A 24,718-nucleotide genomic window follows, 5' to 3' on the forward strand; every position below is an offset into this window, starting at 1 on the left:
GGTTCACGCTTAAGCTCGTTCGGTGGATACCGGGGGCGGGCGAGCATGGCGATGTATCACATCATGACGCAGATCGGGCTGCGCAAACGGCTCTATACGCAGATGGAGCCGTCGGCACGTGAGAAGGCGGGCCTGTCGCCCTTAAACCTGTTCATCGTTATCCTTGTCTTGCTTAGTTTTCTTGCGCTTGCACTGGAAACAGAGCCCGCAATGGGCGACGCCTGGATGCGCGCCATTGACGTGTTCAATGTTGCAATCATCGTCATTTTTGCGCTGGAATACCTTCTCCGGCTCTGGGTGGCCGGTGAGAACCCCGAATACCGCGGCGTTCGCGGGCGCGTGCGCTACATCTTCTCTGGTTATGCTCTGGCCGATCTTGTGGCCTTCCTGCCGGAGCTTCTCTGGATCCTGCTTGCTCCAGATGATGCCAGCGCGCAGATCGTCATGGTGCTACGTGTGCTGCGACTGGCGCGCCTCGCCAAGATCTCCCGCTTCATCCCGGCTTTCGATGTGTTGGGCGCAACGCTCTCGCGCGCCGGGCAACAACTATTCACGACGCTCGCCATGGCCATGGCGCTTGTCTATATTTCGGCTGTGTTGCTCTATTTCGTTGAGGGCGTCGGTGGGGAGCAGCAGGAAAACTTTGCGTCTATTCCTCGCGCCATCTGGTGGGCCATCGCGACCCTGACGACTGTCGGCTATGGCGATGTCTATCCGATCACGCCGCTGGGTCGCATCTTCGCATCCGTCATTGCAATCGCCGGAATCGGCATGGTGGCCCTGCCAGCAGGCGTGTTCGCGAGCGCCTTTTCCGATGAAATAAGAGAGCGCGAAGCGGCCAAACAGGAACGGCGCGAACAGGCGCTGGAAAGGCGCGCCGCGCGTATCGAAGCGGCCGAACTGGAAGAAGAGAGCGCAGATAGCTCAGAAGAGGATTTGCGCTGACTACTCGCCAGCGTCCGGTTCATCCATAGCCAGCACGATCTGCGCATAGCTTCGCGAGAGATGCCCCATATTCTCCACGCTGAGGCGTTCATTGGTGCCATGGAAACCTGCAAGGTCTGCTGGGCCCACAATGCTTGGTGCAAACCGGTAGACATTGTCCGTAATGGCACTGGCATAGCGCGCATCGGTCGCCCCGATGACGAGGGCGGGGGTGACAGGCGCCCCGCCGCCAACTTCGGTCGCTACGGCGTGCAGCACGCCATAAGCCCGGTTGTCGGTCGCGCTGACGCCTGAGGCTTCGCTGCCAATACCGCCATCGACCGGCGCATACTCAATGCCCTCAATGTCGGAGGTCACCTCGCCGATATGATCCAGGATATCCTGAACCGTGTTGTTTGGGTGGACGCGAAAGTTGACGATCGCAGTCGCCCGCTGGGCCAGAACGTTTTCTTTCGCAGAGCCAGAGAGCATCGTCGGCGCGGTCGTCGTGCGGATCATCGCATTGCCCTGCGGGGAGGCCGCAAAGCCGCTCTCCACCATCCCGCCAAGCAGCCACTGGTTTGCAAGCGCCATCCGCTGGACAAAGCCCATTTCACCGGCAACGACCTGCATCATATCGGAGGTCGGCGAGGCAGACAGGTCGGCGTCCATCTGGGTCTCATCAAGCGCGATCAGCGCCCGCGAAAGCCGCACAGTGGCGCTGTCGCGTGGCGGCGCGGATGAGTGCCCGCCTTCCGCCGTGACCGTGATCTGGACAGTGACATAGCCTTTCTCCGCAACACCGATCAGGCCCAGAGTGCCGCCGGTCACTGGATTGTCCTGAACCACCATGAAACCTTCATCCAGCGCCATGACCGGGGAGACGCCGCGCTCCTTCAGCAATGCGATGCCAGCCTCTGCGCCAGAGCCGGAGACTTCCTCATCATGGCCCAGCTGGACGAGGATCGTTCGCTGCGGCTCGAAACCGTCACGAGCGAGTGCATCAAGGCCCTCTATGATTGCGACGAGGGAGCCCTTGTCGTCCATTGCGCCGCGGCCATAGATGTAACCGTCTACGATCTCGCCGGCAAAGGGGGCACCGGTCCAGTCGCCCTCGGTACCGATATTGACCGGCACAACATCTTGGTGCGCCATCAGCAGAAGCGGATCGAGGGCAGGGTCGGACCCTTCCCATGTATAGAGAACGGTATAGCCGCCGGGCACGGTCTCTTTGGATGCGGCGGCGTGGAATGCGGGATAGGTCTCTTCCAGCCACAATTGCAGCTCCAGCCATGGGCCTTCCTGGCCTGGGCGTGGGTCACCGGATGACAGTGTGATCGTACGGAACTGGATGGCCTCTGAGAGATGCTGCGCAGCCGTGTCAGCTGAAATGGCCGGTGGTTCTGACAGTTCGACCCGCTGCACCGTGTCCGGCACACCGCCATAGTTCAGCGTGCGTACGACTAGAACAGCGATAAGCGCCAGAAAGGCAACGCCCACTCCAAGCAGGATTTTCCTGGTCATGCCGGCCCTCCCTCACGCCTTGGCTTGTCGCGCCACTCTGGTGCGTGGCGTGCGTTCGGGCAAGGGGGCTTGCCAGCCTAGTTTAGGAGGGCGCAGTAATACACTTTCTCTTTGCCTTCGCCGAGGTCTTCGGTGAGACGCAGGATATTGCCCTCACGCCTGAGATGAACATGAAAGCGTTCGAGCGTCGAGGTGTTGGTGAATTCGGCAATATGGTTCTCGCCGCTGAACACATAATTGCGGTCATCAAGCGTCAGGCGGCCATTGTAGAAGACGTTTCCAGCGCCGGTCTCGATGAACTCATTTAACGCTTCGCGCGGCGGCGAAGCTGGCTCGCCGTTCGGTTTGATCGTGTCGTATTCCGCTTCCAGAATGCCCGAAGCACCATTCAGGTCACACAACCAGGATACATGCGTGCGCTCGCGAGGCGACGAAGGCAGGGCAAGGGCCAAAGTAAAGGCGAGCGCGACGAGCTGCATCGTTGGAATGTCTCCGCTGGCAGGAAACCAGCAGAGACGATTATACCCGATTTACGCGTGCGCGCCTAATAAATTGCCGCGTGCGCTTATGTCTGGCCGGAAACGGCGAGGACGTCCTCAACCGTGCGCAGGCCCGGCTTTGGCGAGGTGACCAGCACCGCCATATTGCCCGGAAGATGCTTGTTATCGAGCATCTTCTCATGCGCTGCCGGAATGTCCGCCCATGGGAAGACCTCAGACATGCACGGGTCGATCCGTCGGTCGATGACCAGCTGGTTCGCCGCAGATGCCTGGGCAAGGTTTGCGAAGTGAGAGCCCTGGACCCGCTTCTGGCGCATCCAGAGGAAGCGTGCATCCATGGTCAGGTTGAAGCCAGTCGTGCCGGCACAGATGACGACCATGCCACCGCGCTTCACAACGAAAACCGAGACCGGGAAGGTGCTTTCACCTGGATGCTCGAACACGATGTCGACATCCTTCTTGCCGGTGATCTCCCAGATCGCCTTACCGAATTTGCGGTTCTCGCGCATATAATCGGAAAATTCGGGACCATTGACCGTGGGCAGCTGGCCCCAGCAATTGTAGTCCTTGCGGTTCAGCACGCCCTTGGCGCCCATTGAATAGACGAAGTCGAACTTGTCATTGTCGGACACCACACCGATTGCGTGCGCACCGGTCACGGCGCAAAGCTGGACGCCGAAACTGCCCAGCCCGCCGGATGCGCCCCAGACCAGGACATTATTGCCTGGCTTCACGATGTGGGGGCGGTGGCCGAACAGCATGCGGTAGGCGGTTGCGAGCGTCAGCGTGTAGCAGGCGCTTTCTTCCCAGGTGAGGTGCTTGGGACGCGGCATGCACTGGCGCGCCTGTACCCGGCAGAACTGCGCGAACGAACCGTCCGGCGTCTCATAGCCCCAGATACGCTGGGACGGGGAGAACATCGGGTCGCCGCCATTACATTCCTCATCGTCGCCATCGTCCTGGTTACAGTGGATGACGACTTCGTCGCCCGGCTTTACGCGGGTGACCTTGCGGCCCACGGCCCAGACGATGCCTGACGCGTCAGAGCCTGCGACGTGGAAGTCTGCCTTGTGCACGTCGAACGGCGAAATCGGCTCGCCCAAGCCAGCCCAGATGCCGTTATAGTTGACGCCAGCCGCCATGACGAGCACCAGCACCTCATCGGAATCGATTTCCGGAACCGGCACCTGTTCAACCTGCATAGCGGTATTCGGGCGCCCGTGGCGCTCGCGGCGAATCGCCCAGGCATGCATGAATTTTGGTACGTGGAACTCGGGCGGAATCTCACCGACTTCGTAAATATCTTTCTTCTCACGAGCGATTGTCGCAACACTCATTCTACAAATCCTCCGATAGTCCTCATGTGAGCAATATTTTTGTTTTGCTTCACAAATCTCCTCAATGACGGGACACTGACCAAATCATTGACGCTAAGGCAAGAAAAAATTTGCTGCAGCGCAACATCCTTTACCGATAGAATGTGAGTTTTTCTGTCATGCAGCCTGCCGACATCGTCTATCTGAACGGCGAATACGTGAAGAAGGACGAAGCGTGCCTGTCGCCATTCGACAGGGGGTTTCTCTTCGCCCATGCCGCCTACGAAGTGACGGCCGTATTCGGTGGGAAGCTGATCGACTTTGACGCTCATATGGCGCGCCTCGTACGGACGCTGGATGGTATCGATATTCCGCGGGATGTCCTCGCTGAGCGCCTGAAAAGCCTGCACGAAGAGCTGATCTCCCTTAACGGCGTCACCGAAGGCTTCGTCTATCTACAGGTGACGGGCGGGGCGTATGGACGCCGCGACTTTGGCGGGCCGGAGACGCTGGTGCCGGGCCTCTTTCTGTTCTGCGAAACCCGTAATCTGATCGGGGACAAAGCCCGGTATGGGGTCTCGGCGATCACCGTCGAAGACCAGCGCTGGAAGCGGCGCGACTACAAGACGACACAGCTTCTGTCACAGGCTCTCGCTTATCGGGAAGCCGAGCGGGGCGGCGCGTTCGGCGCGATCCTGCATGAGGACGGCATGGTCACAGAGGCCGCGTCTGCGAATCTCTGGGTCGTGAGGGACGCCGAGACGCTGGTGACGCGCAACCTTGGCCGCCAGATCCTGCCCGGTATCACGCGTCAGTCAGTGCTCGACCATATGGGGCGTATAGGCATGACGGTTGAAGAGCGCGTCATTACCCTTGATGAGCTGAAAACTGCACGCGAGGTTTTCACCACGTCTGCGACAGGGCTTGTCCTTCCGGTGGTGGAACTAGATGGAAAGCCCGTCGGTGTGGGCAAGCCCGGCCCAGTGACCCGCCGGGTGCAGGGTCAGTATTATCGCGGCATAGGCGCAGACATTGATGCCCGCGCGCCTTGGCTCAACGAGGTTTGATAATCGCGCGGCGGGCGGACATCGTGTTCATCAGCTTTACCGTGAGGATCATTGAGGCCAGCACCACCGTGATCAGGTTTGCGATAATGATGGGCAGGCTGCCAATCATCACGCCATAGACCAGCCAGAACGCGATACCGGTCGTGAACAGCAGGTACATGTAAAGCGACAGGCCATCGGTGTTGCGTGTGCGGATCACCAGTATCGCCTGCGGAACGAAACTTGCCGTTGTCAGGCACGCGGCCACCAGTCCGAGAAAATCAGCCATCACCGCCCCAGCCTTTGCCTGAAAGCGGTGAAATAGCATGGCTGAGAGCTGTTTGTCTCCGGCTCAATCCCGGCCGTCTGGCTTGCGCGGTCCGCGCCCGATCACTTCGCCCTCGATAATCTCGCCGCCTTCATCGCCCGGCGATGTCCCATCCGGACTGATTGAGAACGGACCGACGCGCAGGCCAGCGCCCGAGGTATCGATTACACCGTCCAGAAGCTTCACCGGGATGGCAAGACAGATCGCCGCAAACGCGCCCCAGAACCCAAGTATCGCCGCATCCGTGATCGTCAGCCGGCTCTCGAGATCGATTTCCGTGAAGACGGCGCCAATGCCAGCGAATGCAACAAACAGGATGCCGCCGAGGAACACCATGCCGACGAATTTTGGCGCCAGTTTCTGAAATCCGGGCCAGGGCGGTGGGCTCTGCTTGACGGCGCGCAGGACCACAGGGCGCATTGCTGTCATCACGGCCGCGATCAGTACCACCATGATGGCACTGCGCTCCAGGATTACCGCTGTCAGGATGGCCAGTGGCAGGGCAAGCAGTGCTGCCAGACGCAAGGCAAGGCTTAATCGGATAAGGCCGGTCATGTGTTTTGCTCCAGGCTGCCTTCAGGGCGGCAGTTCGCCTCTATCCGCCAATTACGGGTGCGTCTGCCCGTGAGCAGACCCGCCCGCCGCATACTACATTGGCGCAAGATTGTTTTGCAGGCGACGTGATGCAATCCCTCAACTGGTAGAACTTGCCCTGACGCTACGTTCGGTACATGTTGCGCCGCAATATAAGGAGGAGCGTATAAATGAGTGAACGCGATTACCAGCACGATGCTGACCGGCCGTGGATCTTCCGCACCTATGCGGGCCACTCAACCGCCGCGAAATCCAACGCGCTCTATCGCTCCAACCTGGCGCGCGGCCAGACAGGCCTCTCCATCGCCTTCGATCTGCCGACGCAGACCGCCTATGACAGCGACCATGTCCTCTCGCGCGGCGAGGTTGGCAAGGTCGGCGTGCCGGTCAGCCATCTCGGCGACATGCGAACCCTGTTTGACGGCCTGCCGCTGGAGGAAATGAACACCTCCATGACGATCAATGCGCCTGCTGCCTGGCTGCTCGCGCTTTATGTGGCGCTTGCCGATGAGCGCGGCGATGACCGCAAGAAACTGCGCGGCACCACCCAAAACGACATCATCAAGGAATACCTCTCGCGCGGCACCTATGTGTTCCCGCCAGAACCATCCATGCGCCTCATCGCGGATATGGTGAGCTGGTGCTACACCGAGGTGCCGAAGTGGAATCCGCTGAACGTCTGTTCCTACCACCTCCAGGAAGCCGGCGCGACACCGCAGCAGGAGCTTGCCTACGCGCTCGCCACCGCTTGCGCCGTGCTCGACAAGGTCAAGGCTGGCGGGCAGGTCCCGGATGAGGATTTCCCGACCGTTTTCGGTCGCATCTCTTTCTTTGTGAATGCGGGCGTGCGCTTCGTGACGGAGCTTTGCAAGATGCGCGCATTCACCGATCTCTGGGAAGAGATCGGCCGTGAGCGTTACGGCGTCGATGACGAGAAGGCGCTGCGCTTCCGCTATGGTGTGCAAGTCAATTCGCTAGGCCTGACAGAGCAGCAGCCGGAAAACAACGTCTACCGCATCCTGCTCGAGGCGTTGGCCGTGACCCTTTCCAAGCGTGCCCGCTGCCGCGCGCTTCAGCTACCCGCCTGGAATGAAGCCATGGGCCTGCCGCGCGAATGGGACCAGCAATGGTCGCTGCGCCTCCAGCAGATCCTCGCCTATGAGACAGACCTTCTGGAGTTCGAGGACCTATTCGACGGCAGCCACGTCGTCGATGCCAAGACAAATGAGCTGAAAGAGGGCGCGCGCGCAGAGCTTGCCCGCTTGGATGAGATGGGCGGCGCAGTCGATTCCGTGCCGTACATGAAGGAAAGTCTCGTCGGTGCCCATGTCGAGCGCATCCTCGCCATCGAAAGCGGCGCGCAGACCGTGGTTGGTGTGAACCGCTATCAGGAAACAGCCGAAAGCCCGCTCAGCGCAGGCGAGAAGATGATCGAGACCGTCGATCCGATGGTTGAGGCAGGCCAGGTAAAGGCGTTGAAGGACTGGCGCAGCGCCCGAGATGAGGCCGCGGCGCAGGCCGCGCTCAAAGCGCTGCAAGAGGCTGCGCGTTCAGGCGAGAATATCATGGAGCCGTCGATTGCTGCAGCTAAAGCTGGCGTCACCACAGGCGAATGGGGCGGTGCGCTCCGCGAAGTCTTCGGCGAATATCGCGGACCAACAGGCGTTGCACTGACTATCGAGACCCGCGGCGATGAGGACATCGAAAAGACCCGCGCCCGGGTCGAAAAGGTGTCCGAAGCGCTCGGCCGCAAGCTTACCTACGTGCTCGGCAAGCCAGGGCTGGACGGGCATTCGAACGGCGCTGAACAGATCGCCAGCCGGGCGCGCGCCTGCGGTATGGACGTCGTCTATGAGGGTATCCGCTTTACGCCGGCCGATATCGCCGCGCAGGCCAAGGAAGCCAACGCCCATGTCGTCGGTCTTTCCATCCTTTCAGGGAGTCATCTCGACTTGGTACGCGACACGATCTCGGAGCTGCGCAAGGTTGGGCTCGAGAATGTGCCGCTGATCGTAGGCGGCATTATTCCGCCGGAAGATGAGCGCGCGCTGAAGCAGATGGGGGTCCGCCGCGTCTACACGCCGAAGGACTTCAAGATCACGTCAATCATGAGCGACGTCGTCGACACGGTAGAGGATGCTTGGCTGGAAAAAGTTTAGGTGCAACAGGCGCTGCATGTTACGCGTTAGGCGCAAAAGCCAAACCAGAATTCAGTCTGCCAGAGGAGACTTTGCGGGCCTGACCGCCTGAAAGCATCATGACCCTACTTCTTGTTTATCTCGCGATTGCGATCGGCGTATCGTTCTTCTGTTCGGTTGCCGAAGCCGTCCTTCTCTCAGTCCGGCCGTCTTACATCGCAACACTGGAGCAGCAGAAGAAGCCGGGCGGCAAGGTGCTCGCCAAGCTGCGCAACCGGATCGACCGGCCGCTGGCGGCAATCCTGACCGCTAACACGATTGCGCATACGGTCGGTGCAGCGGGCGTAGGGGCACAGTCCGCTGTCGTCTTTGGCAATGCCTATCTCGGTGTGACGTCGGGCGTGCTCACCCTGCTTATTCTGGTGTTTTCAGAGATCATTCCGAAATCGATCGGCGCCGCCTACTGGCAGAAGCTCGCACCTTTCATGGGCACGCTGATCTGGTGGCTCACAATCATCCTGACGCCCTTCGTCATCATCTTCGAACAGCTGACCAAGCTTGTTTCGGCTGGCGCACATGGTCAGCCGACCTTCAGTCGTGACGAGCTTCAGGCCATGGCCCGCATCGGCGCCGAAGAAGGTGCGATCAATGCGCGCGAGCATCGCATCCTCTCCAATGTGATGAAGCTGAACCGTCTCTCGGTGCGGGACATCATGACCCCGCGCCCCGTCATTTTCTCAGTCCCGGCCACAATGAATGTCGATGAGTTCTTTCAGAAGCACTCGGACAAGCCATTTTCGCGCATTCTCGTCTCAACTGGCGAAAATGATGACATGACCGGCTATGTGCTGAAGAACGATTTGCTGGTTGCACAAGCCCGCGATGAATTCGATTCCACGCTGGGTACGTTCAAACGCGATATCCTGACCATTCCTGACAGCAAGACAGCCTCGGCCACTTTCGGTCTTCTGATGGAAGACAAGAGTCATATCGCCGTCGTCGTTGACGAATTTGGGACCGTCCTCGGTCTCGTGACGCTGGAGGACGTGGTGGAGACCTTGCTCGGTCTTGAGATCATAGATGAGCAGGATGTCGTCGAAGACATGCAGAAACTTGCCCGCCAGCGCTGGAAAGAGCGCATGGGCTCAATGGGTATCAATGCCGACCTGATCGACGATACGTCCAGAAAAACAAACTGAACGAGAACAGCCCATGGCGCCCCGGTCGATCAGACCGGTACGTTGGCGCGAAGCATATTGTAGTAGTCGCGGATGCGCTCGACATAGCGAACTGGCTCATAGCCGCGCGCATAGCCATATTTCACGGAGCTATAGTATTTTGGTCGTGTAAGCAGGGGCAGGGTACGTTCCATCGCCTCCCAGCGATTGGGGTCGAGACCCTGTCGGCGCGCGAGCGTGCGCGCATCGTAGACGTGCCCCATCCCGACATTATAGGCGGCTAGCGCGAACCAAAGCCGTTCTTCGCCCTGAATGGCGTCAGGCAGCCTATTATAGAGGCGCGCTAAATAACGTGCGCCGCCATCAACACTTTGAGCGGGGTCGGTCCTGTCCTGGATGCCGACTTCCTTGGCAGTCGGCCGCGTCAGCATCATGATTCCGCGAACCCCCGTCGGGCTTACCGCGTCCGGATCCCAGTGCGACTCCTGGTAGGCCTGCGCCGCAAGAAGCAGCCAGTCGAAAGGTTTTTCCTCTGCAGCAGCTTCGAAATAGGTCCTGTAGAGCGGCAGCCTTTCCTCAACCCGTTCGACGAAGCGCAGCACTTCGACATAGTCGAACTCATCCAGGTGGCCGAACCAGTGTTCATCGAGTTCTTCGAGATATCCGCTAGCGTGCGCTTCCATGAACCAGCCCGCTAGGGCTTGGTCCATGCCGGTGATCTCCGAATTATAGACCCAGCCTAATGGACGGGCCTCGCTAACGGTCATGGGTACGACGAGGTCAGGGTAAAGACGGCGCGCATATTCAGCCAGGTGGGAATCCGCAATGGTGCAATCGAGCCGCTGCTCTGCAACGTCGCGCAACAAAGGCAGAGCCGAACCGGCAATTTCTGTCTCAAACGACAGGGAAGGGTAATCGGCGCTCAACCCTTCGAGCGTTTCAGCATAGGTGGAACCTTCCACAACCGATAGGCTGACCTTCGATAAAGCCTCTACCGTCTTCGGCGCGGGGCCGCTTTGATGACAGACAACGCTTTCTTCGACATTGCGATAGGCCGGTCCAAAAGACAGGCGTTCCTTGCGTGTGTCCGTAATCGTGAGATTTGCAGCCGCCAGATGCGCGCGGCCATCTTCCATGGCGTCGGCGATCTCCTCGATACTGTCCATCTGGATGAAACGTGGCGTGACGCCAAGATCTTCGGCAAAGGCTTTTACGAGGTCGGCTTCATAGCCGATCGCGCCAGCGCTCGAAACGCTGAACGTGGTGGGGCCTTCGAGCGTCAAAACGATCAGATCACCATCTTCCTTGATGGTTTCGACAGACCCAGCCTCTACGACATTGGTCGTCTCTGGCGCAGAATTACATCTCGTTGTGCTAAGTCCCGCCAGGATCGTCGCGCCAGCTATAAAGCTAATGCGAACTTTCTCATGCATACTCACACAATAGGTGAGCAGGACGTGAGTTCAAATTTTCGCCGAGATTCTTTCTTTTAGCGAAAATCCTGCAACCACCGCGTGCCTGACGGACTCTAGCGGGACGAATATTTGTAAATGCGTCCCAATTTTGCAGACCTTTGGAAGCCGTTGATGTCAGTCTGGCTCATCGCGGCTACCGAACAGTCGCCCCTTTTCGGTGAACAGGACGATCAGCAGGCAGCCGAGGCCAAGCCCGACATAGCCTTCAAGGATCGGCACGACGGATCCGTTAAAGCGGCTCGCCACCAGCCAGCCGAAAAAGCTCGCCACAGTGGTTGTCATGAAGCCATAGGCGGCGCTGCCCGTTCCGGCAATCTTGCCCAGAGGCTCCATCGCAAGCGCAGAAAAGTTTGCACCGATGAGACCGAAGCAGGCAAAGGTCAGCGCGAATAGCGGATAGAATATGATGAGACGCTCGCCAAACTGGATGAGGGCAAGGGTATTGATGATCGCCAGCACGATAAAGCCGAGCAGAACTGTATGGCTGACCCGGCGCATGCCGATCCGCTCGACGATGCGGGAGTTCATGAAGTTCGCAATCGAGAGCGCACCCGCGATCCCGGCGAACCAGAGCACGAAGGTTTCTCCCTTGTTAAACACGTCGCGGAAAACCTGCTCAGAGGAGGCGACGTACGAAAACAGCGCACCAAAGATAACGCCGCTCGCGCACATATAACCGAGCGTTACGCGCGTCGTGAGTACCTGCTTGTAGGCCCGGAATGAGCCGCCGAGATTGAGGGGTGGGCGATCTTCCGATGGCAGTGTTTCTGGAAGACGCAGTGTAATCCAGACCATCATCAACAGGCCTGCAATGCCGAGTACCCCAAACGTCCACTGCCAGGGGGCGAACAGCATGACGCCCTGACCAAGCGATGGGGCGAGGATCGGCACGACCATGAAAACGGTCATGACCAGCGACATGAGGCGCGCCATGGCGCGGCCGCCCATCAGGTCCCTTACGACCGAGACAGCAATGACCCGAATGCCGGATGCCGCAATCCCCTGAAGGAAGCGTATCGCAAGCAGCATTGAGAAGCTCGTTGCGGCCATGCAGGCAAATCCCGTGATCGTGTAAAAGGCGATGCAGCCAAGCACGATCTTCTTGCGCCCGACGCTGTCAGAGATTGGCCCGAACACCAGCTGTGGCGCCCCGAAGCCGAGCACATAGGCAAAAATCACCAGCTGCTGGTCATTGGCCTCCTGCAAGCCATAGGACTGCGCGATGTCGTGCAGCGCTGGCAGCATCGTATCAATGGCCAGCGCATTCAGGGCCATCATCGCGGCGATCATGCCGACGAATTCCCAGAGTGGCATTGGAAGGGCAGGGCGGACGGCCGGCGCGATTGTTTTTACGGTTTCACTCTGCATCGGGCCACTCGTCCATCGTCCAGCACGGCTATCTGGCCCGCCTGCTTTCAATTGCAACCACTGCTCGCGCATAGCTGCAAGTCTGACTTAACGAGAGGGGGACCGCCCCGGGGCCTAGAACCCTGCGCCCGGCTGGGCGAGATACTTTTCTTCAGCAGGAGTTGAGGTGCGTTGCAGCAACTCATTCCGGTGTGGAAAACGCCCGAACCGCTCGATGACCTCACGGTGCTTGTGAGCATAATCGAGGGTGGTCTTGCAGAACTCTTTATAGTCCGCACGGGCATCTTCGCTGAGTTTTTCGAACAGCGAGACCGAGAGGTTCTGGTCGGCCATCTTCTCTGAATGCTCGGCAGGCAGGTAGAAAAAGACACGCTCGGTTTCTGAAAGGGTGCGGTCCTGACCGAGATCCAGCCCCACCTGCATCAGGTGACGGCTGAGTGGATCGTGCATGAAGCTGTAGCGGTGACCACGAAAGATGTTCCGGCTGAACTGGTCCAAGGCAATGATCGCGGCCAGACGACCCCGTGCGCCACGGTTTGCCCAGTCCGCCGCGAGGCCAGCGGCCAGTGCGCCAATCACATCGGTAAAGCGCCGGGCGATTTCCTCGTCCGTCTCGAAGCTCTTGGTGAACCAGAGCTTGTTCTTTTCCTTCAGCTGCCCGGTCGACGTGGCCGTATCGCCGATCCAGTAGGACAGGACATCTTCAGGTGTAATCATTAACCGCCTCCGGGCGATACAGGGCGCCGCGCGACGAGCATGTAGTTGACCTTCGTGTCATTCGAAAGCCGCCAACTGTCTGAAACGGGGTTGTAGGACACACCCTGTGGGCGGTCCGTTTCAAGCCCCGCCATTTGCAGGGGTGCGGCGACCTCTGCCGGCGTCAGGAACTTGGAAAACTCATGCGTGCCGGGCGGCAGCCAGCGCAGCACGTATTCAGCGCCGACAATGGCCAGCGCAAACGCTTTCGGGGTCCGGTTCAGCGTCGCGGCAATCATCAGTCCACCCGGACGCAGCAGGGCGGCCGTGTCCTTCATGAATTGTGCGGGGTCGGCGACATGCTCGACGACCTCGAGGTTCAGAACAATGTCGAATGGCTCAACGCCCGCCTCCAGCAAGCCTTCTGCCGTGCCTGCGCGAAAATCGATCTCGAGGCCGCCTTCGCGCGCATGGGTCAGCGCGGTCTTGATGTTGGCCTCGCTCGCATCGACGCCCGTGACGCTTGCCCCAAGACGTGCCATCGGCTCACTGACGAGACCTCCGCCACAACCAATGTCGAGCACGCGTAGCCCTTCAAGCGGCTTGCGCGCCGTCTCATCCAGTCCGAAATGGCTGCAGGCCGTGTCGCGGATGAAGCCAAGGCGCACCGGGTTGAACTTGTGCAGTGGTTTGAACTTGCCCTTCGGGTCCCACCATTCTGCGGCCATGGCCGAAAACTTCGCAACCTCGTCGGCGTCGATGCTCGGCTGGCGGGGTGCCGCTGCGGTATTTTCTGAGAATTCATCCATCTCTTTAGCAATCCTGTTTGCGCTCGCATCCTGACACGACTAAAGCTGCGCGCGGGACATCCGGGATATCCTGATGACCCCGATCATATGATCGGTCTTATCTCTATTTGGGAGGGAGAGGCGGCGAGGCAATGCAGCGCACGGTTCTGAAATTTGGCGGTACGTCTGTGGGCGATCTTGATCGGATCGCACATGTCGCGGATCTTGTGTCCTGGCGAGCAAGCCAGGGCGAGAAGCTCGCCGTGATCGTTTCGGCCATGGCCGGTGAGACAAACAAGCTCGTCGGGTTCGCGCGCGGCGCTGCTGGTGACAATCTCAGCGGCCCCTCCTTTGATGACGAATATGACGTCGTGGTCTCCTCCGGTGAGCAGGTAACCAGTGGGCTTCTGGCCCTTGCCCTTCGCAAGCGCGGCCTCAAGGCGCGCAGCTGGCTCGGCTGGCAGCTTGCCATGAAAACGAGCTCTGCGCATGGCAAGGCGCGGATCATGGGCTTTGAGAATTCAGGCCTGCTCGACGCCGTCGACGGTGGCGAAATCGCCGTGATCGCGGGCTTTCAGGGCGTGACCGATGAGGGCCGTGTCTCGACACTTGGCCGGGGCGGCTCTGACACCAGCGCTGTAGCCGTGGCCGCTGCACTCGGGGCGGAGAGCTGTGACATCTACACCGATGTGGACGGGGTCTACACGACCGACCCGCGCATCGTCCCGCAAGCGCGTCGTCTCGACAAGATTTCCTATGAAGAGATGCTCGAAATGGCATCGCTGGGCGCAAAGGTCCTCCAGACCCGCTCGGTTGAGCTTGCCATGAACCACCAGGTCCGCGTGCGTGTGCTGTCCAGCTTCGCGCAGCCCGGGGAAGACAATCCAGGCACCTATGTCTGCAGTGAGGATGAAATCGTGGAAAAACAGATCGTCAATGGCGTCACCTATTCGCGCGATGAAGCCAAGGTCACTCTTTATGGCGTAGAGGACAAACCGGGCGTATCGGCCCGTATCTTCTCCATGCTGGCAGACGCAGGCGTCAATGTGGACATGATCGTGCAGGCGAATGCCCGTGGCCCGGAACGCGCCAACATGGTTTTCACCTGTACCAGCGCCGACAGCGAAAATGCTGAAAAAATCCTGCTCGAATCCAAGGCAGACATTGGTTTTGAATCGCTCAGCGTGTCACGCGATGTCGCAAAGGTTTCCGTGATCGGTGTCGGCATGAAAAGCCATACCGGTGTTGCCGGCACAATGTTCGATGCCCTCTACAGGAAGGGGATCAATATCGACGTGATCTCCACCTCCGAAATCAAGATTTCGGTCCTCATCGATGCGGCCTACACCGAACTCGCAGTACGTGCACTTCACACTGCCTTTGGGCTTGACGCTACGTAGCTGAGCAAGCCAAGAGCGGCTTGTCATGCCCCAAAGTTTTTCGGTCCCTCGACTTCTGATCAATCGCCTGCGTGACGTCATGGCGGGCGACATGGAGGCTCACACCCGCCTGCAGAAAGTGGTGACCCTTATTGCGGGCACGATGGTGGCTGACGTTTGCTCCATCTATAAGCGCACCGATACGGACGAACTTGAGCTGGTCGCAACCGAAGGTCTGGCCGCGACCGCAGTTCATCAGACCCGCATGGCCTTTGATGAAGGTCTCGTCGGTCAGATCGCGCTGTCAGGCGAACCGCTTTCCATTCAGGACGCTCCGCGCCATCCGGCTTTCTCCTACCGCCCGGAAACCGGGGAGGACCCCTACCACGCCTTTCTGGGTGTGCCGATCCTTCGCGGTGGCCGCGTCATCGGCGTCCTCACGGTGCAGAACCGGACAGAGCGGCTTTACGATGAAGACGAAGTCGACAGCCTGCAGACCATTGCCATGGTTCTGGCAGAGGTCGTTGCCTCCGATGTGCCGACACAGCCTTCCACGACCGATCCGCGTGAAAGCCGTCCTATAACCCTCAAGGGCCGCATCCTGGGTGAAGGTCTCGGCCTTGGTACCGCGAAGCTTCACGACCCGATCGTCTCACCGGCGCGTTATTTCGCCGATGACCCTGATGCCGAAGCGCGCCGGTTGGGTGCTGCGCTTCGCCAGTTGCGGACTTCGCTGGACAAGATGCTCACCAATGATGTGAGCGCCATCTTCGGCGAACCGCGGGAGGTCCTCGAAGCCTACAAGATGCTCGCCAGCGACCCGATGTGGGCCGCACGTCTGGAAGAGACGGTACGCTCCGGTCTTTCGGCGGAGGCTGCCGTTGACCGCTCACGCCGTGAGCACAGGGTGAAGCTGGAGAATGCGGCAGACCCGTATCTGCGCGAACGTCTGCATGACCTCGAAGATCTCGACAACAGGCTGCTACGCGTCCTGGCCGGCAGTGACGGCTCTGCCGCAAGCGGTGAAGGAAACGAAGTTGACGCGGCGAGCGAAGTGCTGATCGCACGGCGGCTCGGCCCCGCTGAGCTGCTTGAATATCGCAATTCCGGCCTTGCGGCGATCATCCTCGAGGAGGTCGCCCCCTCCAGCCACGCAGCGATCGTTGCCCGGGCGCTCGGCATTCCAACCCTTGGCGGGGTTGCGGGGTTGAGCAATGCGGTCGCGCAAGGCGATCAGGTCATCGTCGACGCTGAACAGGGCATGCTTCATGTGCGTCCCGACCAGGACCTGCTGACAGCCTATGAGACAAGGCGCCTTATGCGCACAGAGCGTCAGGCGGCGTTCCAGGCGCTGAAGGATCAGCCATCCCGCACACGCGATGGCGTCGAGATCCGTCTGATGCTGAATGCCGGGCTCGCCCTCGACATGGACGCAATGGACAAGACTGGCGCCGAAGGCATCGGTCTCTTCCGCACCGAATTCCAGTTTCTCGTTTCCGACACCCTGCCGAAAATGGAGTCGCAGATCGGTCTTTACCGACAAGTGCTGGATTTTGCGGGGAACCGGCCAGTTCATTTCCGCACGCTGGACCTTGGCGGCGACAAGATGCTGCCGAATGCGAACAAGGGCGAAGAAGAGAACCCGGCGCTCGGCTGGCGGTCTATCCGCTTCGCGCTTGACCGCCCGGGTCTTTTTCGCCGTCAGTTGCGCGCGCTTGTAAGGGCTGCAGATGGCGGCCCGCTTAGTGTCATGTTCCCGATGGTGACCAAGGCCGACGAGTTCTTCGAGGCCAAGGCGCTCCTCATGGAGGAGATCGAATGGAGTGCTGCGCGCGGCTTCCAGGAACCTTGCGAAGTGCGCACAGGCGCCATGCTAGAGGCGCCTGCGCTCGCTTTCACGCTTGGAGAGCTGGCCTCCGAGGCAGACTTTATTTCCGTTGGCACCAATGACCTGTTGCAGTTCTTCTTTGCGGCAGACCGCATGGTACCGGCTGTCTCGGAACGGTACGATTTCATCAGCCGTCCGGCGCTACGCTTCCTCGATATGATCCGTCAGGAGTGCGAGCGTCATCAACTACCAGTGTCTGTATGCGGAGAAATAGCCTCCCATCCACTGGAGGCACTTTGCCTTATCGGGCTTGGTTACCACACGCTTTCCATGCCGGCTTCGGGGGTCGGTCCAGTAAAGCGTATGTTGAGAAGCGTAGATATTTCTACCTTCGGTCCTGAATTTCGCGCTGCAATTTATGAATCCAATGCTGATCTTCGTAACGAAGTATTATCCATTGCGAACATACACAGAATTGCCTTGAAAGATCATGGATAGGCGGCGTATACCATAAGTGCTGCATGGCATGGGGTATGCAGTTCCCACAATTTATCCGCCAGTCACCGATTGGATCATCGCGTCATGAACGACGACGAGCGTAAAGCAGAAGTTGCGTCTTCCGAAGCCGAACAGATTTCGGATCAACCAGTTCATACTGGCGATGAAAATCCCGATTCCCATGCTGCTGATAATCATGATGAGACGCCCGTCATCGAGGACGCGGCAGTCGCGCCGTCAGGCCGCGACAGCCTGATCGACAATTTTACCGCTGGTGGTATCCTGCGCGCCGCACGTGAACGCCAGGAACTGAGCATCGCTGCCGTCTCAAGCGCTCTGCACATGAATCAGCGCGCGATCGATTGCCTGGAGCGCACGACCCAGCCGCCCGGCTACGATATGAGCCGCACACGGATCGCGGCGAAAAGCTACGCAAAATATCTTGGTATCCCGCCGGAGAATGTCCTTGCGGACTTCCCGATGGATGACAATCCAATGCTGGCGACGGCGGTCCCGCGTTCGTCGGTTGCCGAAATTCAGCCGCGCCGTGGTAGCCGTATTGCAATCCCGGCAGCCGTTATGGCCTGCGTGGTGGCCGCTGGCGTCGGCGTCGCCTTTCTCATGACCCCCGGTGACAGCGTAACGGGCCGCTCGGCACCATCTGTCGCTGAGCGCGTGGTCGCGGTGAATACCGCCCAGGAAAGCCTCTTCGCACGCTCGCCGCTTACGGCCGGGCAGATAGATGCGCCCGAGCTTTCAATCATCGCCACTCGCCCTGAATGGATTGAGGTGCGAGGCCCGGACGGCACGATTTTCCGTAGCCGGACGATGGCACGTGGCGAGATCTATTATCCTCGGGTCGGTGCCGACTGGACGGTAACGGTACGCGACGGCACTGCATTTGAGTGGCGCGTTGATGGCCGCCCGATTGGCAACCTGTCTGAAATTGCTGCGCCAGTTTATTCTGCAAGCATCGACGAAGCAGCGGCTGTCGCGGCCGCCCAGAGCCAGCCGACCCTGGCCTCCGCCAGCAATAGCCGCCCAAGCCGCTAGGCCGTTTTCCATTAAGGTAAATCGAAAAAGCCAGCCCCGAACCGAGGCTGGCTTTCGCTTTTTCTGCGAGAGAAGAAGGCGCGCGGCCTAGTTGTCCGTCAGGCGCTTCAACTGTTCGGCCTGGTCCAGAGAGCGTGAGAAGTGATCTTCATTGTCGCCGAGGACCGGGGCATCCCGGCATTCACCCGCACAGTCATAGGTAAAAGAGCTTCCGCCGCGATTGATGGTGACCAGATTGGCCGCATTCGTTGTCACGACGACATCAGTTTCGACGATGATGTTGTTGTTGGCGTCGAGAACAACGAGGTTCGTGGTGCCAAAGCTCTTTCCTGTCAGGAAGATCATGTGCGGGTCTGCGACGGCGACGTCTGCGATGTTCTGATTACCGATTACGACATTCGCGGCGGCCCGCGACAGGCGCAGTGGCTTGGTCGTGCCGGTCTCTACAGTCATCTGCTGGGCGGTCGCAGTCAGGGTAAACGTGCCCGCCATAAGGCAGGCGGCGGCGAGCCTTGAAATCAGTTTCATTGCAGACGCTCCTGTAAGGCATACGGTCTTTGATAATACTTACCGTCTAGAAGGTTTCACGAAGCCTAACGGAGCTGGGCGGTGCCATGTCTATAAGCATGCAGGCTTTGGTTAACGGAGCCGTTCAAAGTGTTCAGAAATTTCATCGACCGATTTACGTGATATTTATTCGCACGCTGTAGAAGCATCCATGTTCCGGCAAAAACAAATGCAATTCGGAACGTCATAAATGCATGATGATGGAGCCTCCAAATGCAAAAGCTTGTACGTTTTTTCAAGAATGAGTCGGGTGCAACCGCTATCGAGTATGGTCTCATTGCTGCCCTGATCGCCGTCGCGATCATCAGCGCTGTTTCGGCCCTCGGCACCAGCACCTCCGACACCTTCAACACGGTCGCCAACGCCCTCTAAGGCAGGCCCGCGAAGGGACATCCAGCAAGACTGGTTGAATGATCAAGAGCCGTCCGGGCGCCCGGACGGCTCTTTTCATTAGCGGGGCGTCAAACTTTACCCGCTAGTCAAAATGGCAATGCAATATCCCGACGGGAGCAAACTCTTATGATTGCTGAGCTTTTTGCCATTCTCTTCCTGCTGCTTTGCGTCTACGCGGCCGTCCGCGATATCGAGACGCTGACCATTTCGAATGGCCTCAACGCGATTATCGCTTTCCTGTTTGTCCCGGCGGTCATCATCTCTGCACCGGGCTGGGACATCGTCGGCGCCCACTTGCTTGCGGGCGTGGTTGCCTTCGTCATCTCTGTGCTTCTTTTCACTTTCGGCGTCTTCGGCGGCGGCGATGCAAAGATGATCCCGGGCGTGATGCTCTGGCTCGGTCCCGAGGCGGCCATGCCATTCGTGACGGCGATGGCCGTGATCGGCGGACTTCTCGCCGCCACAGTAATCGTCGCCCGAAAGCTTGTGCCGGCCGACGCCGCGCCCGGCTTCGCTCACGAAACCATGCAGCAGGGCGCGGGCGTGCCCTATGGGGTCGCGATTGCGGGCGGCGCGTTCTACGCCATTCCCCAGTCGCCTCTGCTTTCGCTATTGGGCGCATAGCGATTTGGGCAAGTTAACTATGCCTTAGTCTGTGGATGCAAAATTGACGGTTGAGGGGCTCCATCTTGCGGGGCTGGTTTGAGCCGGAAAGGTATCCGATGTCTCCCATTCGCCTGATCATCCTGGTCGTTGCCGCGATTGCTGCGATCGGTGCAGCTTTTCTCGTGCGCGGCATGTCCAGCGCGCCGGTCCAGCAAGTCCAGATGGAACCACAGGTCATCGAGCGCGAAGTGGAGATGTCCTCCACCAAGGTTTTGGTCGCTCGCGCTGGCATGCGCACCGGCGCACTGCTCACCCCTGATGATTTCCGCTGGGCTGACTGGCCAGAGCGCGCCCTGAACGCGGCTTACTTCATCCAGGAAACGTCGCCTGATGCCATCGAAGAGCTCTCCGGCAGCGTCGTGAAAACACCGCTTCTGGAAGGTGAGCCAATCGTCGACCAGAAAATCGTCATGAAAGGCGAGACCGGCTTCATGGCCGCACTTCTTGCGCCGGGCATGCGCGCCATCGCCGTCGAAATTTCGCCTGAGTCCGCCTCGGCGGGCTTCATCCTCCCCGATGACCGCGTCGACGTCATCCTGACCTATGACGTCGAAGTGATGAGCGACCGCGGTATGAGTGACACAACGCTCACCAAGACGGTCATCCGCAATGCCCGTGTCCTCGCTATTGACCAGATGTTCGGCGAAATGGACGGCGTGCCGACGCTGACAGGCTCCACTGCAACGCTGGAGCTTGAGCCACGCCAGGCAGAGCTTCTCGCCCATTCGAGCCGCCTTGGCTCCATCGCGCTGTCCTTGCGTAGTGTTGCGGACGCCGACGAAAATCAGGGTGTGCCGCTCGCCAATACCAGCCTTCTCGACGGTAACAACGGGGCAGGGGGCAGCGGCGTGCGGGTCTTCAAGAACGGTAATGTGAGCGGGGGAAGCTGATGAGCGCGATTTTGCGCAGTCTTGGAGCCGTGTGTTCGCTTGCGCTCCTTTCTGCTCCGGTCCCGGCCGGGGCACAGGACATTTCCGGCGTCTCCATCATGGAGCCAGGCGAAACCAGTGTTTCGCAGACCATCCGGCTTGGCCTCAACAAGTCCACCGTGATCGAGCTTGAGCGCCCGGTCGCAGATGTTGTCATCACCAACCCGTCCATCGCTGACGCTGTCGTGCAAACCGCCCAGCGTCTGATCTTCCGCGGCATCGAAGTCGGTGAAACCAACGCTTTCCTGTTCGACCGTCACGGCCGTCCGATCCTGAACCTCGAAATTGTCGTGAACGCCGACACGGCCGCGCTGGAGCGCCTCGTAGAGCGGTATGTGCCGGGCGCACGCGTCGCGATTGAAAGCATTGGCGGCAACATGGTCGTCAGTGGCAATGTCGACAACATCCTCCAGTCCGACCAGATCATGCGCCTCATCAAGGCCTATTCGGGTGACGAGGAGTTTGAGCCGGTCAACATGCTAAGCGTCGCCGCCAAGGATCAGGTGATGCTCGAAGTGCGCATCGTCGAGATGCAGCGTTCGGTCGTCAAACAACTCGGCATCGATATCGCGGGCAGCTCCATTGGCAGTCTTGAGGATGTCCTCAACTTCGACATCGCTTCTGCGACTGGTCTTGCCGTGCAGGGCGCATCGCTCGGGGGCCTGACCTTTAATCCCCGCTATTCCACCTTCGACGCGAATGGCCGCGAAACGACCATCGGTGCAGGGATTGATGCGCTGGAGCGCATCGGCATCGTCCGCACGCTGGCTGAGCCGAACATCTCCGCCATCTCGGGTGAGAGTGCAAAATTCCTCGCAGGCGGTGAATTCCCCGTTCCGGTCGGCCAGGACGATAATGGCCGCGTTACGATTGAGTTCAAGCCCTATGGCGTGGGCCTTGCTTTCACCCCGGTTGTCCTGTCTGAGGGCCGCATCTCGCTCAAGGTTTCGACCGAAGTTTCCGAACTGACCAATCAGGGCGCCTTCCAGGGCCAGTCTGTCGCTGGCGTCGACGGTGACGGTAACGTTGTGACCACGGAAGCGCTGACCATTCCGGCGCTGACTGTCCGCCGTGCGGAAAGCACGGTCGAACTGCCAAGCGGCGGCTCCATGATGCTTGCTGGCCTGATCCAGAGCCGGTCGCGCCAGTCAATTGACCAGCTTCCCGGGCTGAAACGCCTGCCGGTTCTCGGTGCGCTTTTCCAGTCGCGCGACTTTCTCAATGAAGAAACCGAGCTGGTCGTGATCATCACGCCATACCTGATCGACCCGACCAATAAGGGCAATCTGCGCACACCGGCGGATGGCTACGTAAATGCGACCGACGCCCAGTCGGTCTTCTTCGGCGCGCTGAACGCGGTCTATGCCCGCGACGGCGAGGGCCTCAGCCGGGACAATTATAACGCGCCCGTCGGCTTCATAGAGGAATAGGAGAGCTACAGATGCATCATCTCAAGATCTCTGGCCTGATCGGCGCGCTGGCTGTCGCGAGCATGCTTGGCGCCTGCGCCACCAGCCCGAACAACTTCGTGCCCGCCGACTATCAGACCGGTACAACGCTGGACCGCAATGAGATCGGCGTCGGCGAGACCAGTCAGCGTTTGGAACTAGCCATCGATAGCCGCAGCGCGTGGTTGCGCGCAGGCCAGGAAGACCGCGTTCGCGCCTTTATTTCCAACTATCGCCGAAGCGGCCATGGTGTTCTCATCGTCGCTGTGCCTTCGTCTTATGGCGCAGACCCATATTCGGTCGCAGCCGTTTCGGAAGCGCGCGATATCGCATGGGCTGAAGGTGTCGCTTTTGATGATGTGCGCGCCCGCGCCTATGACGCAGGCGGGCGCCGTGACGCACCGCTTATCCTGACATACCAATCCTATGTCGCGATCGCGCCTTATTGCCCTGAAAAGTCGCAGGTCCGTTTTTCTGACATCCGCAGCAATAACGACATGCCAGCCCTCGGCTGCTCTATCCGCGTCAACCAGGCGGCGATGATCGCCGACCCATCGGACCTGTTCGGCAATCGCCCGCTGGACGAAGGCGACGCCCTGCGCCGTCAGGCCCAGCTTGAGCTTTTCCGGGAAGGCCAGCCAACAGGCGCGGAACGCGGCGACGATGAAACCAGTGCTGTTTCGACGGCAGTGAACTGAATTTGAGTGACGATCGAAGGTCCTGAACGACAATGAGCAGAGAAAACGCACTTTTCGATGACGAGTTCGACTTTGGCGATGACGCCGAGGGGCAAAACGATCTTGTCGGCCAGCTGACGGGCGCCCGTGAGGAGGACGACTTTACCCCTCAGGTCGACATTCCCCAGTTGCAGGCTTTCGAAGGCGGTGACCGGGCGATCCCCGCGATCTCTGTACTTGCGTTCTGCGAAACCAAGCGCGTTTCCTCGATTATCGATCGGGTGAAGAATGACAGGCGCATGGCCAATGCATCGGTAAGCATCATTCCGGGCGGCATTCCTGCTGCAATCGAACACCTTTCAAACAATCCGACCCCGAACCTCATCATCGTCGAATCCTCTGCCGCCTCCAGCGAGATGCTCTCGCAGATCGATCAGCTGGCTGGCCACTGTGATGAGGGCGTCGAGGTCATGGTCGTGGGCGCGACGAATGACATTCCGCTTTATCGCCAGCTCGTGGCCCGCGGCGTCAGCGAATATCTCGTGCCTCCGATTGAGCCGGTCCAGATGGTCCGCTCCATCGGTAACATTTTCACCGACCCTGAAGCCCCCTTTGTCGGCAAGTCCATTTCGGTTGTCGGCGCGAAGGGCGGCGTTGGGTCTTCCACCATCGCGCACAATCTGGCCTGGTCGCTGGCAGAAAATGCGCGGGTGAATACGTCGCTCGTCGATCTCGACCTCTCCTTCGGGACAACCTCACTCGACTTCAATCATGAGACCCCGCAGACGGTTGCCGACGCGCTTCTGGCACCGGACCGTGCCGATGATGCTGTCATTTCGCGGCTGCTTGCAAAGGCGACCGACCGTTTGTCGCTTTTCACTGCTCCCGCCACGGTCAGCCAGCTCATGGATATCGATGCCGCGGCTTATTCGACCGTGATCGAGGGCGTGCGCCGCCTGATGCCATTCGTGGTTCTCGACCTGCCGCACGGCTGGTCGCAATGGATCTACAACACGCTGATCAGTTCTGATGAAGTCATCCTTGTTTGCCAGCCTGACCTCGCCTCGCTGCGTAATGGCAAGAATATGCTCGACAAACTCAGAAGCCAGCGCCCGAATGACCGCGCGCCGCGCCTCGTCATCAACATGATGGGCGTACCCAAGCGCCCCGAAATCCCAGTGAAGGATTTCGCTGCCGCCATCGAGGCAGAGCCGGAAATCATCCTGCCTTTCGACCCGCAGCTTTTCGGCACTGCGTCCAATAAGGGTCAGATGATCTCTGAGGCAGACCCGCAGTCCAAACCTGCTGTCGCCATTGATGAGCTCGCCAGCATGCTCTCGGGTCGCGAGACCGTCCAGCCGGAGAAGTCCCTGCTCAAGAAACTTCTCGGAAAGTAAATGGCGCT

The 24,718-nt window shown here is 59.5% G+C and carries 23 protein-coding genes; 13 read left to right on the forward strand and 10 right to left on the reverse strand.

The features are described 5' to 3' along the window. Nucleotides 1-45: 45 nt before the first annotated feature. Nucleotides 46-945: an ion transporter gene (locus O4G74_RS05295; protein ID WP_269401605.1), complete on the forward strand. Its 900-nt coding sequence runs from the start codon at nt 46-48 to the stop codon at nt 943-945. Here O4G74_RS05295 and O4G74_RS05300 read toward each other — a convergent pair whose 3' ends face one another. From O4G74_RS05300 to ccrA, 3 genes are all read right to left on the reverse strand, one after another. Next, nucleotides 946-2,448 (reverse strand): M20 family peptidase, encoded by a 1,503-nt coding sequence (locus O4G74_RS05300; RefSeq protein WP_269401606.1) that lies wholly within the window; start codon nt 2,446-2,448, stop codon nt 946-948. Nucleotides 2,449-2,525: 77 nt separating this feature from the next. Continuing rightward, complete coding sequence (locus O4G74_RS05305) at nt 2,526-2,927, reverse strand: hypothetical protein (RefSeq protein ID WP_269401607.1); 402 nt, start codon at nt 2,925-2,927, stop codon at nt 2,526-2,528. An 86-nt stretch (nt 2,928-3,013) separates the two neighbouring features. Then, nucleotides 3,014-4,285: a crotonyl-CoA carboxylase/reductase gene (gene ccrA, locus O4G74_RS05310; RefSeq protein WP_119378858.1), complete on the reverse strand. Its 1,272-nt coding sequence runs from the start codon at nt 4,283-4,285 to the stop codon at nt 3,014-3,016. Between the two features lie 158 nt (nt 4,286-4,443). Between ccrA and O4G74_RS05315 the strand changes: the two genes are divergently transcribed. Further along, entirely contained in the window at nt 4,444-5,331 is an 888-nt protein-coding gene (locus O4G74_RS05315) for an aminotransferase class IV (RefSeq protein ID WP_269401608.1), read from the forward strand. On the opposite strand, the gene O4G74_RS05320 is transcribed toward O4G74_RS05315, so the two are convergent. Beyond that, entirely contained in the window at nt 5,318-5,599 is a 282-nt protein-coding gene (locus O4G74_RS05320; protein WP_269401609.1) for a SemiSWEET transporter, read from the reverse strand. The genes O4G74_RS05315 and O4G74_RS05320 overlap by 14 nt on opposite strands. Nucleotides 5,600-5,662: 63 nt before the next feature. Continuing rightward, nucleotides 5,663-6,193, reverse strand: coding sequence for a hypothetical protein (locus O4G74_RS05325; protein ID WP_269401610.1), 531 nt, complete (start codon nt 6,191-6,193; stop codon nt 5,663-5,665). A 209-nt stretch (nt 6,194-6,402) separates the two neighbouring features. Between O4G74_RS05325 and O4G74_RS05330 the strand changes: the two genes are divergently transcribed. Both O4G74_RS05330 and O4G74_RS05335 read left to right on the forward strand, forming a co-directional pair. Further along, entirely contained in the window at nt 6,403-8,391 is a 1,989-nt protein-coding gene (locus O4G74_RS05330; protein ID WP_269401611.1) for a protein meaA, read from the forward strand. A 98-nt stretch (nt 8,392-8,489) separates the two neighbouring features. Further along, the gene (locus O4G74_RS05335; RefSeq protein ID WP_269401612.1) at nt 8,490-9,569 is read left to right on the forward strand and encodes a hemolysin family protein; all 1,080 of its coding nucleotides are present in this window, start codon (nt 8,490-8,492) and stop codon (nt 9,567-9,569) included. 29 nt (nt 9,570-9,598) lie between these two features. Here the strand turns inward: O4G74_RS05335 and mltF are convergent, their stop codons facing one another. From mltF to ubiG, 4 genes are all read right to left on the reverse strand, one after another. Beyond that, nucleotides 9,599-10,981, reverse strand: coding sequence for a membrane-bound lytic murein transglycosylase MltF (gene mltF / locus O4G74_RS05340; protein ID WP_269401613.1), 1,383 nt, complete (start codon nt 10,979-10,981; stop codon nt 9,599-9,601). Nucleotides 10,982-11,137: 156 nt separating this feature from the next. Then, nucleotides 11,138-12,337, reverse strand: a complete 1,200-nt coding sequence (locus tag O4G74_RS05345) for a multidrug effflux MFS transporter (protein ID WP_269401614.1) — start codon at nt 12,335-12,337, stop codon at nt 11,138-11,140. A gap of 168 nt (nt 12,338-12,505) precedes the next feature. Further along, nucleotides 12,506-13,108, reverse strand: coding sequence for a DUF924 family protein (locus O4G74_RS05350; protein ID WP_269401615.1), 603 nt, complete (start codon nt 13,106-13,108; stop codon nt 12,506-12,508). After that, nucleotides 13,108-13,896: a bifunctional 2-polyprenyl-6-hydroxyphenol methylase/3-demethylubiquinol 3-O-methyltransferase UbiG gene (ubiG, locus tag O4G74_RS05355; RefSeq protein ID WP_269401616.1), complete on the reverse strand. Its 789-nt coding sequence runs from the start codon at nt 13,894-13,896 to the stop codon at nt 13,108-13,110. Before ubiG ends, O4G74_RS05350 begins: the two co-directional genes overlap by 1 nt. A 131-nt stretch (nt 13,897-14,027) precedes the next feature. Here ubiG and O4G74_RS05360 point away from each other — a divergent pair, with 131 nt between their 5' ends. The 3 genes from O4G74_RS05360 (at nt 14,028) to O4G74_RS05370 (ending at nt 18,633) form a co-directional block, all read left to right on the forward strand. Further along, on the forward strand, nt 14,028-15,275 hold the full coding sequence (locus tag O4G74_RS05360) for an aspartate kinase (RefSeq protein ID WP_269401617.1): 1,248 nt from the start codon (nt 14,028-14,030) through the stop codon (nt 15,273-15,275). Between the two features lie 25 nt (nt 15,276-15,300). After that, nucleotides 15,301-17,580 carry a phosphoenolpyruvate--protein phosphotransferase gene (gene ptsP, locus O4G74_RS05365; protein ID WP_269401618.1) on the forward strand — a complete coding sequence of 760 codons (2,280 nt, stop codon included), beginning with the start codon at nt 15,301-15,303 and terminating at the stop codon, nt 17,578-17,580. A gap of 84 nt (nt 17,581-17,664) precedes the next feature. After that, complete coding sequence (locus O4G74_RS05370) at nt 17,665-18,633, forward strand: helix-turn-helix domain-containing protein (RefSeq protein WP_269401619.1); 969 nt, start codon at nt 17,665-17,667, stop codon at nt 18,631-18,633. Between the two features lie 87 nt (nt 18,634-18,720). Here the strand turns inward: O4G74_RS05370 and O4G74_RS05375 are convergent, their stop codons facing one another. After that, entirely contained in the window at nt 18,721-19,161 is a 441-nt protein-coding gene (locus tag O4G74_RS05375) for a pilus assembly protein N-terminal domain-containing protein (RefSeq protein WP_119378846.1), read from the reverse strand. A gap of 252 nt (nt 19,162-19,413) precedes the next feature. On the opposite strand from O4G74_RS05375, the gene O4G74_RS05380 reads away from it, so the two are divergent. From O4G74_RS05380 to O4G74_RS05405, 6 genes are all read left to right on the forward strand, one after another. Beyond that, nucleotides 19,414-19,572 carry a Flp family type IVb pilin gene (locus tag O4G74_RS05380; RefSeq protein WP_119378845.1) on the forward strand — a complete coding sequence of 53 codons (159 nt, stop codon included), beginning with the start codon at nt 19,414-19,416 and terminating at the stop codon, nt 19,570-19,572. A gap of 147 nt (nt 19,573-19,719) precedes the next feature. Next, nucleotides 19,720-20,217, forward strand: a complete 498-nt coding sequence (locus O4G74_RS05385; RefSeq protein ID WP_269401620.1) for an A24 family peptidase — start codon at nt 19,720-19,722, stop codon at nt 20,215-20,217. Between the two features lie 98 nt (nt 20,218-20,315). Then, complete coding sequence (gene cpaB / locus O4G74_RS05390) at nt 20,316-21,149, forward strand: Flp pilus assembly protein CpaB (protein ID WP_269401621.1); 834 nt, start codon at nt 20,316-20,318, stop codon at nt 21,147-21,149. Continuing rightward, nucleotides 21,149-22,618, forward strand: coding sequence for a type II and III secretion system protein family protein (locus O4G74_RS05395; RefSeq protein WP_269401622.1), 1,470 nt, complete (start codon nt 21,149-21,151; stop codon nt 22,616-22,618). The genes cpaB and O4G74_RS05395 overlap by 1 nt, the downstream gene beginning before the upstream one ends. Before the next feature lie 11 nt (nt 22,619-22,629). After that, nucleotides 22,630-23,334, forward strand: coding sequence for a CpaD family pilus assembly protein (locus tag O4G74_RS05400; RefSeq protein WP_269401623.1), 705 nt, complete (start codon nt 22,630-22,632; stop codon nt 23,332-23,334). A 32-nt stretch (nt 23,335-23,366) separates the two neighbouring features. Next, nucleotides 23,367-24,710 (forward strand): AAA family ATPase, encoded by a 1,344-nt coding sequence (locus tag O4G74_RS05405; protein ID WP_269401624.1) that lies wholly within the window; start codon nt 23,367-23,369, stop codon nt 24,708-24,710. Nucleotides 24,711-24,718: the final 8 nt, after the last annotated feature.

The sequence above is a fragment of the Henriciella marina genome, assembly GCF_027213945.1.
Taxonomy (GTDB): Bacteria; Pseudomonadota; Alphaproteobacteria; order Caulobacterales; family Hyphomonadaceae; genus Henriciella; species Henriciella marina_A.

Bases quoted from the DNA above. Each gene is read 5' to 3' on its own strand.
- O4G74_RS05350 (WP_269401615.1), bottom strand. From the start codon at position 13,108: ATGATTACACCTGAAGATGTCCTGTCCTACTGGATCGGCGATACGGCC.
- O4G74_RS05305 (WP_269401607.1), bottom strand. From the start codon at position 2,927: ATGCAGCTCGTCGCGCTCGCCTTTACTTTGGCCCTTGCCCTGCCTTCG.
- O4G74_RS05385 (WP_269401620.1), top strand. From the start codon at position 19,720: ATGATTGCTGAGCTTTTTGCCATTCTCTTCCTGCTGCTTTGCGTCTAC.
- O4G74_RS05395 (WP_269401622.1), top strand. From the start codon at position 21,149: ATGAGCGCGATTTTGCGCAGTCTTGGAGCCGTGTGTTCGCTTGCGCTC.
- ptsP (WP_269401618.1), top strand. From the start codon at position 15,301: ATGCCCCAAAGTTTTTCGGTCCCTCGACTTCTGATCAATCGCCTGCGT.
- O4G74_RS05320 (WP_269401609.1), bottom strand. From the start codon at position 5,599: ATGGCTGATTTTCTCGGACTGGTGGCCGCGTGCCTGACAACGGCAAGT.
- O4G74_RS05375 (WP_119378846.1), bottom strand. From the start codon at position 19,161: ATGAAACTGATTTCAAGGCTCGCCGCCGCCTGCCTTATGGCGGGCACG.
- O4G74_RS05405 (WP_269401624.1), top strand. From the start codon at position 23,367: ATGAGCAGAGAAAACGCACTTTTCGATGACGAGTTCGACTTTGGCGAT.
- O4G74_RS05380 (WP_119378845.1), top strand. From the start codon at position 19,414: ATGCAAAAGCTTGTACGTTTTTTCAAGAATGAGTCGGGTGCAACCGCT.
- ubiG (WP_269401616.1), bottom strand. From the start codon at position 13,896: ATGGATGAATTCTCAGAAAATACCGCAGCGGCACCCCGCCAGCCGAGC.
- cpaB (WP_269401621.1), top strand. From the start codon at position 20,316: ATGTCTCCCATTCGCCTGATCATCCTGGTCGTTGCCGCGATTGCTGCG.
- O4G74_RS05360 (WP_269401617.1), top strand. From the start codon at position 14,028: ATGCAGCGCACGGTTCTGAAATTTGGCGGTACGTCTGTGGGCGATCTT.
- ccrA (WP_119378858.1), bottom strand. From the start codon at position 4,285: ATGAGTGTTGCGACAATCGCTCGTGAGAAGAAAGATATTTACGAAGTC.
- O4G74_RS05335 (WP_269401612.1), top strand. From the start codon at position 8,490: ATGACCCTACTTCTTGTTTATCTCGCGATTGCGATCGGCGTATCGTTC.
- O4G74_RS05370 (WP_269401619.1), top strand. From the start codon at position 17,665: ATGAACGACGACGAGCGTAAAGCAGAAGTTGCGTCTTCCGAAGCCGAA.
- O4G74_RS05325 (WP_269401610.1), bottom strand. From the start codon at position 6,193: ATGACCGGCCTTATCCGATTAAGCCTTGCCTTGCGTCTGGCAGCACTG.
- O4G74_RS05300 (WP_269401606.1), bottom strand. From the start codon at position 2,448: ATGACCAGGAAAATCCTGCTTGGAGTGGGCGTTGCCTTTCTGGCGCTT.
- O4G74_RS05345 (WP_269401614.1), bottom strand. From the start codon at position 12,337: ATGCCACTCTGGGAATTCGTCGGCATGATCGCCGCGATGATGGCCCTG.
- O4G74_RS05330 (WP_269401611.1), top strand. From the start codon at position 6,403: ATGAGTGAACGCGATTACCAGCACGATGCTGACCGGCCGTGGATCTTC.
- O4G74_RS05400 (WP_269401623.1), top strand. From the start codon at position 22,630: ATGCATCATCTCAAGATCTCTGGCCTGATCGGCGCGCTGGCTGTCGCG.
- O4G74_RS05315 (WP_269401608.1), top strand. From the start codon at position 4,444: ATGCAGCCTGCCGACATCGTCTATCTGAACGGCGAATACGTGAAGAAG.
- O4G74_RS05295 (WP_269401605.1), top strand. From the start codon at position 46: ATGGCGATGTATCACATCATGACGCAGATCGGGCTGCGCAAACGGCTC.
- mltF (WP_269401613.1), bottom strand. From the start codon at position 10,981: ATGCATGAGAAAGTTCGCATTAGCTTTATAGCTGGCGCGACGATCCTG.